Origin of the sequence: Paramaledivibacter caminithermalis DSM 15212, assembly GCF_900142245.1 — a bacterium.
Lineage (GTDB): Bacteria > Bacillota > Clostridia > Peptostreptococcales > Caminicellaceae > Paramaledivibacter > Paramaledivibacter caminithermalis.
In genome coordinates, this window is the sequence record NZ_FRAG01000099.1 from 1 (window position 1) to 6,729 (window position 6,729).

Below are 6,729 nucleotides of genomic sequence, written 5' to 3' on the forward strand. Positions count from 1 at the left end.
TTGCATGTGTTAAGCACGCCGCCAGCGTTCATCCTGAGCCAGGATCAAACTCTTAAATAGAATCTTTAGGGTTTGACCTTTTTGGTCAGTTTGAATGTTGGCTTTATAAATAAATGTGATATGTTTCAATGTTGTATGTTTAAATGTTTCAAAGTAATTCTTTTAGGTCCCTCAACCCTCAAGACCTCCCCTGTTAACATTCAACATTCAACATTTAACATTTAACATTTAACATTTAACATTTCTCATCTTAAAATTTAAAAACCCAACATGTTTCTTATCCTTACACTGTTCAGTTTTCAATGTCCAAGGTTTTTGTCACTCGTTTCAGCGACAAGTAGTATTTTATCAAATATATTTGGGATTGTCAACACTTTTTTTGTTTTTTTATTTGACTCCAAATTCCCTCACATTGCTGTCCTTTATTAGCGACAATTAGCAGTGTATCATATTGAAGTGTTGATGTCAAATGGTAATATATTGTAAATAACATTATTTTATAGCTTTGTAAGCATATTTATTATATCTCAATGTTAGCTATTTTATTCATAAGTTATAAAAAAATATATATTTATGATTATATAAATGCTTAAGGAAATGGTTATAACCATTTCCTATAATTGTAATTTAACTTTTATTCATTTTTATAATATAGATATTCCAGTAAAAGAGTTACCTTATACACATCAAAAATCCCCAAAAACTTCGAATATTTTGATATGTATAAATTAAGTTTTACTATTGAAAATCTATATATAAACAACACTTACCTTCAAAATTAATCAATATTTAAGTATTTTTATTTGCTTGGTATATTTACTTTCCCTTTGATTTCGTTAATCGACCTATATCCCTTACATATTAAATGTTCTTCTATACCTTTAAGAACTTCTATAGAAAGGGTTGGATCTATCAAGTTACCTGTTCCAATAGATATTGCAGTAGCTCCAGCTAAGAAAAATTCAATAGCATCCTTATAATCCATTATACCACCCATGCCAATAACTGGTATTGTAACAGTATTAAATACTTCATATACCATTCTTACAGCTACTGGTTTAATAGCTGGTCCAGAAAGTCCTCCCATACCCCTGGCAAGGATAGTCTCCTCTCTATCAATATTTATAGCCATTCCTATCAAGGTATTAATAAGGGATAAACAATCAGCACCTGCTTTTTCTGCAGCTAGTGATATTTCCTTTATATCAGTTACATTTGGGCTAAGCTTTACAATTAAATGCTTATCCGAATTTTCTCTAACCTTTTTTGTAACCTTATAGACCATATCTGCATCCCTTCCAAAGGATACTCCACCTTCCTTTACATTGGGACATGAGATATTAAGCTCCAGGGAATCAACTGAGGTTTTAGAAAGCATATCAGCAATTCTACAATATTCTTCTATAGTATTACCATTTATATTTGCTATTACCTTTGTGTCATATTGCTTTAGAAAGGGAAGCTCATTTTTAATAAAATACCTAACCCCAGGATTTTGTAATCCAACACTATTAAGCATTCCCATTGGTGTTTCTGCTACTCTAGGCACAGGATTTCCCTTTCTTTCTTCTAGGGTTAATCCCTTAACCATTATGCCTCCTAAATTATTTAAATCTATATAATCAATAAATTCTCTACCAAAACCAAAGGTTCCTGATGCAACTGTTACGGGATTCTTCAGTTTTAATCCATTTAAATCTACGCTTAAATCTACATTATTCATCGAATATCACCTCTTTACCATAAAAAACTGGTCCCTCTTTACAAGTTCTTACATACTTCCAATCATCATTACCTTTCTTAGTTTTACATGTACATACTAAGCATGCACCAATACCGCATGCCATTCTTTCTTCCAACAATAGCTGTACAACAATATCTTTTTCTTTGCATATTTCATTCACACTTTTTAACATTGGCTCAGGACCACATGCAAAAACTTCATCATATTTAGTTTCTTTTAGTTCTTTTTCAAGGGGCTTTGTAACATAGCCTTTATAGTCAAAGCCTTCTTTTTCTGAAACAACTATTATATCCTTTGTATATTTTTTAAATTCTTCTACAATAAAGGGTTCATCTCTATATCCTAATATTACCTTTATATTTACATCACTTTTACTGGATAGTGTCTTCGTTAACTCCAGTAAAGGAGCAACACCGATTCCACCTCCAACAACTAAAACGTTACCTTTTTCTATATTCATATTAAAGGTATTTCCTAATGGTCCTAGTATATCAATAAATTCTCCCTTTTCTCTATTACATAAAAATTCTGTTCCCTTACCAACCTTATTTACATAAATTGTCATACTGTCTTTATCTGCCAATCCTATACTAATAGGCCTTCTCAGAAGTGGAAAATCTCCTTCTCCACACTTAATATTTAGGAATTGTCCTGCCATTATTTCAAAGTCTTCACTTGGTTTTTTTATTTTAATTCTATATATATTATCTGCTATCTTTTCATTTTCGAGAATCTCACAAAGATTTTTTTTCTTCAAAGTCTATACCTCCTTACCAGTATTTTTTGTCGTGTTTTTCTAATGTAGTATTTATATCATCCCTCATTGTAATAGCTGCATCTCTTGCTGCTTTACCATAACTCTCCTCTGTCCATTTTTCTTCTTTTTTATATGCATATAAAATTCCCCTTGAAGAATTCACTACAGCCCCAAGTCCATCTTTATTGAAGCAAGGAACTACATCGTCGGCAGTTCCACCTTGAGCTCCATATCCTGGTACAAGGAAGTATGAGCTTGGCATTAATTCTCTAAGCCTTTTAGCCTCCTCTGGGTAAGTTGCTCCAACTACTGCTCCTATAGAAGAATAATTAAATTTACCAATATATTGATCACTCCAGTTGTTCACCATTTCAGCTACCTTTTCATATATTTTCTTTCCTTCTACCTCTAAATCCTGAAGCTGACTTGAAGAAGGATTTGATGTCTTAACTAAGACAAACATTCCTTTTTCATATTCTTCAATATCCTCTACAAATTCCTTTAAGCAATCATCGCCTAAATAAGGATTTACAGTTATTGAATCAGAATAGAAAGCTTGTAAATACTCTCCTCCTACTTCTGTCTTGCCTAAATGTGCCTTGGAATATGCTTTAGAGGTTGAACCAATATCTCCTCTTTTTATATCACCTATTATAAGCAGTCCCTTTTTAGAAGCATGCCTACAAGTTTCATCATAGGCTTTTAATCCCTCTATTCCATATTGCTCATAAAATGCTATCTGAGGCTTTACTGCCACAGCTATATCACAAACATTATCTATAATTTCTTTATTAAACTCTAATATTGACTCTGCTGCTGCCTTAAAGGTTTTACCATGCTTTTTAAAGTATTTATCTTTAACTATACTTGGTATAAGCTCTAGCCTTGGGTCAAGTCCTACAACCACCGAGCTCTTTTTTTCTTTGATACTTTCAATAAGCTTATTTATGAACATATTATTTTATCCTCCTTGTATACTATTTTCCCATTCATTATGGTATAAATTGGCTTACCCATTACTTTATATCCATTAAAGGGTGTATTTTTACCCTTTGAATAAAATTTATCAGAATCTATAATATATTCTTTGTTTAAATCTACTATTACTATATCAGCTTTTTTCCCTACTTCTAAACTTCCTTTATCTATGCCGATTATTTCAGCAGGTTTTATGGTCATCATTTCAATGAGTTTTATAAGTGGAAGCTTGTTCTTCTTTACTAAATAGGTGTAACTTAATGAGAAGGCAGTTTCTAAGCCTGTTATTCCAAATGAAGCTTTATCATAACTAGTATTTTTACTACTTTCATCATGAGGAGCATGATCGGTAGCGATTATATCTATTGTTCCTTCTAAAATACCTTTAATTATTTCATCTACATCTTCTTTGCTTCTTATTGGAGGATTAACCTTAGTATAGGTATTTCCCGATGTGATTATATCGTCGGTGAGTACAAAATGATGAGGTGCTACTTCTGCTGTAACATTAATTCCTTTACTTTTTGCCCTTCTCAACAGTTGTACTGATTCCTTTGTGCTTACATGGGCTATATGCAGCTTTGAATCTATCATGTCACATAGTTCTATATCTCTCTTTACTATTAAATATTCTGCTGCTGAAGGTATACCTTCTATTTTAGTTCTTTCCGATGCTTTACCAGCATTTATGCTTCCACCCTTTGAAAGATTATGATCTTCACAATGGGAAATCAAAGGGATATTAAGCTTCTTTGCTTTCTTAAAGGCTTCTATCATTATCTCTTCTTTCATAGGAGTTTTTCCATCATCAGAAATAGCTACTATTCCTGATTTATACATTTCATCTATATCAGAAAGTTCTTCGCCCTTTAAATCCTTAGTTATACTTCCTATAACTAGTACATTTGCTTTTCCTGCCTTCTCTGCCTTCTCTTGAATAAATTCTACTATTTCCTTTGAATGAATAGCTGGATTTGTATTTGGCATACATGCTACTGTAGTAAATCCTCCAGCTGCAGCACTTTTTGTTCCTGTTTCTATTGTTTCCTTGTATTCAAATCCTGGCTCCCTTAAATGTACATGTATATCTATAAATCCTGGTGCTATTATCATGCCTTCTGCATCAATTACTTTTCTGTTTTTTATATCTATGTTTTTTTCAATACCTACCACTATATCATCTCTAATAAGTACATCTAATTTTTCATTTGTTTTTGTTTTTGGATTTATAACTATACCACCCTTTATAAGTAATTCCATAACTTCACCTCCAAAATAAATACGTCTTACAACGCTTTATCCTTACATGTTATAAGTTTTAATCTTATCATTTCTCATAAAAATATTTTAATTTATTAGCAGCAAAAAAGCCTTCCACTTAGAGAAGCGGAAGGCATAACTTACCTATTATAGCTATAGACATAACTAAACTATATACTATCTTTTACCTTAGAGGCCTCTCTGGACCAATTTAAAGGTACAACTAATATTCATTTTTTAAAATACTAACATAGAAAGAAAGATATGTCAATCGAAGGTTAAATTATATTTAAATATTTTTATGTTGGAAAAATTTCTTTAAAACCAAAGGGACAGTCCCCTCGGTTCCTTAGTATGATATGGTTCAGTTCAACACTTGAACAGTAAATCTTTATAGTAATTACTCATTAATCTAGGAAAGGGAAAAGAAAATGAAAAAAAAATAAGCCTCCAACAAATTCTTTATCCGCTGGAGGTCTTATTTTTTGATAAATACTCGTATAATATCTTAGATGACATATTCAATAGAATTACCAGTAAAAATATGGAATGAAGCTGTTGAATATTCATCCATTAACTAGCCTTGTATATTTTAATCTACTGCAAGAAGTATAAAACCCATGGGTAGCTAGGTTTTAGCATCTTTTCTGGGGTGCTTAAAGTGAAGGCAACCATTAACTTAGCGAAGTGGTTTTGTGTGATAAACTTATATATTGCTGATGAGTTAGTGGGATGATATCTTTTCTGAGTCCCATCAGCTCACTTACTACATATCACACAAAATTAGTATTAATGCTAAAATAAAAATTAACAAGATTGCAAATATAAAACTTAACAGAATTGCAAATAGAATTGTATAATTATCTCCGATATAAGGAGGTAATTGACATGATAGAAACAATAAAGGCAGAACTAAATATTTTGAGGTGTTTAAATATGAAACCAAACTATAGTGACTTAGCAAGAAAATATGGAGTTTCAAGACAAACTATATCAAAATATGACAAAGGATTTGAAAGGAAAGAAACAAGAAAAAGAAAATCAAAATTAGATAAGTATAGAGAAGAAATAGAAGAAAAGATTAATTTAGCAGGTGCAACTATAACGGGTGTATATAAATACTTCTATTCAAAGGATAAAACTATAGGAACACGTTCAAACTTTGATTATTACATAAGGAAGAATAAATTAAAAAGTAAAAACAAATCTGTAGCTCACCCAAGATATGAAACTAAGCCAGGAGAACAGCTACAGTTTGATTTTAAAGAAGACATAACTATGATTTCTAAAAAAGGAGAGATATTTAAATTTAATATCCTTACAACAACGCTAGGATATTCAAGAATGCATAAATTTACTTACAGTAAATCAAAGACAAAAGAAGATGTATTTAGATGTCTTATTGAAGCATTTAAATATTATGGAGGAGTTCCAAAAAGATTAATTACAGATAACATGAGTAGTATAGTAAATGTAAAAACTAAAAAGTTTACTGAGGATTTTAGACAGTTTGCAAAAGATTTTAATTTCATCCCAAAAAAATGTAATGTAAGATCTCCACAAACTAAAGGAAAAGTAGAGTCTGCTAACAGGTTTATTAGTAGGTTGGTTCCCTATAATAATGAATTTGAGAATGAGGAAGAATTAATTGAAATAATAAATAGATTAAGTGATGAAGTAAATAATGAAATAAATCAAACTACAAGTGTTAAACCTATAATGCTAATAAAAAAAGAAAAAGAACACCTTTCTCCTTTACCAAACAAAGAAATAATTGAATCTTACTTAAATTATATGAAACCCGCCACGGTTCATAATGATTCAATGATTTACTATAAATGAAAAAGATATTCTGCAGCACACAAGTTTATTAATAAAACTCTAAAAGTAAGAGAATTAGATAATAAACTGTATATTTATAATAACACAGATTTAATAAGAATACACCCATTAACACAAAAGATAATAAATTATCATGAAGATGATTATA

General features: G+C 30.8%; 5 protein-coding genes and 1 rRNA gene. 1 reads left to right on the plus strand and 5 read right to left on the minus strand.

The features are described 5' to 3' along the window. The 5 genes from BUB36_RS20045 to BUB36_RS18150 all read right to left on the minus strand — a co-directional run. Positions 1–60: ribosomal RNA gene (locus BUB36_RS20045) — 16S ribosomal RNA — on the minus strand; the annotation flags it as partial. 739 nt (positions 61–799) lie between these two features. Next, a complete protein-coding gene (locus tag BUB36_RS18135) occupies positions 800–1,723 on the minus strand; it encodes a dihydroorotate dehydrogenase (protein WP_073153580.1) in 924 nt (307 codons plus the stop codon). Then, a complete protein-coding gene (locus tag BUB36_RS18140; protein WP_073153583.1) occupies positions 1,716–2,501 on the minus strand; it encodes a dihydroorotate dehydrogenase electron transfer subunit in 786 nt (261 codons plus the stop codon). Before BUB36_RS18140 ends, BUB36_RS18135 begins: the two co-directional genes overlap by 8 nt. Positions 2,502–2,514: 13 nt before the next feature. Next, positions 2,515–3,456 carry an orotidine-5'-phosphate decarboxylase gene (gene pyrF / locus BUB36_RS18145; RefSeq protein ID WP_073153586.1) on the minus strand — a complete coding sequence of 314 codons (942 nt, stop codon included), beginning with the start codon at positions 3,454–3,456 and terminating at the stop codon, positions 2,515–2,517. Then, on the minus strand, positions 3,447–4,739 hold the full coding sequence (locus BUB36_RS18150) for a dihydroorotase (RefSeq protein ID WP_073153588.1): 1,293 nt from the start codon (positions 4,737–4,739) through the stop codon (positions 3,447–3,449). Before BUB36_RS18150 ends, pyrF begins: the two co-directional genes overlap by 10 nt. An 888-nt stretch (positions 4,740–5,627) precedes the next feature. Here BUB36_RS18150 and istA point away from each other — a divergent pair. Beyond that, positions 5,628–6,581, plus strand: a complete 954-nt coding sequence (gene istA / locus BUB36_RS18155; RefSeq protein ID WP_073153590.1) for an IS21 family transposase — start codon at positions 5,628–5,630, stop codon at positions 6,579–6,581. Positions 6,582–6,729 lie beyond the last annotated feature (148 nt).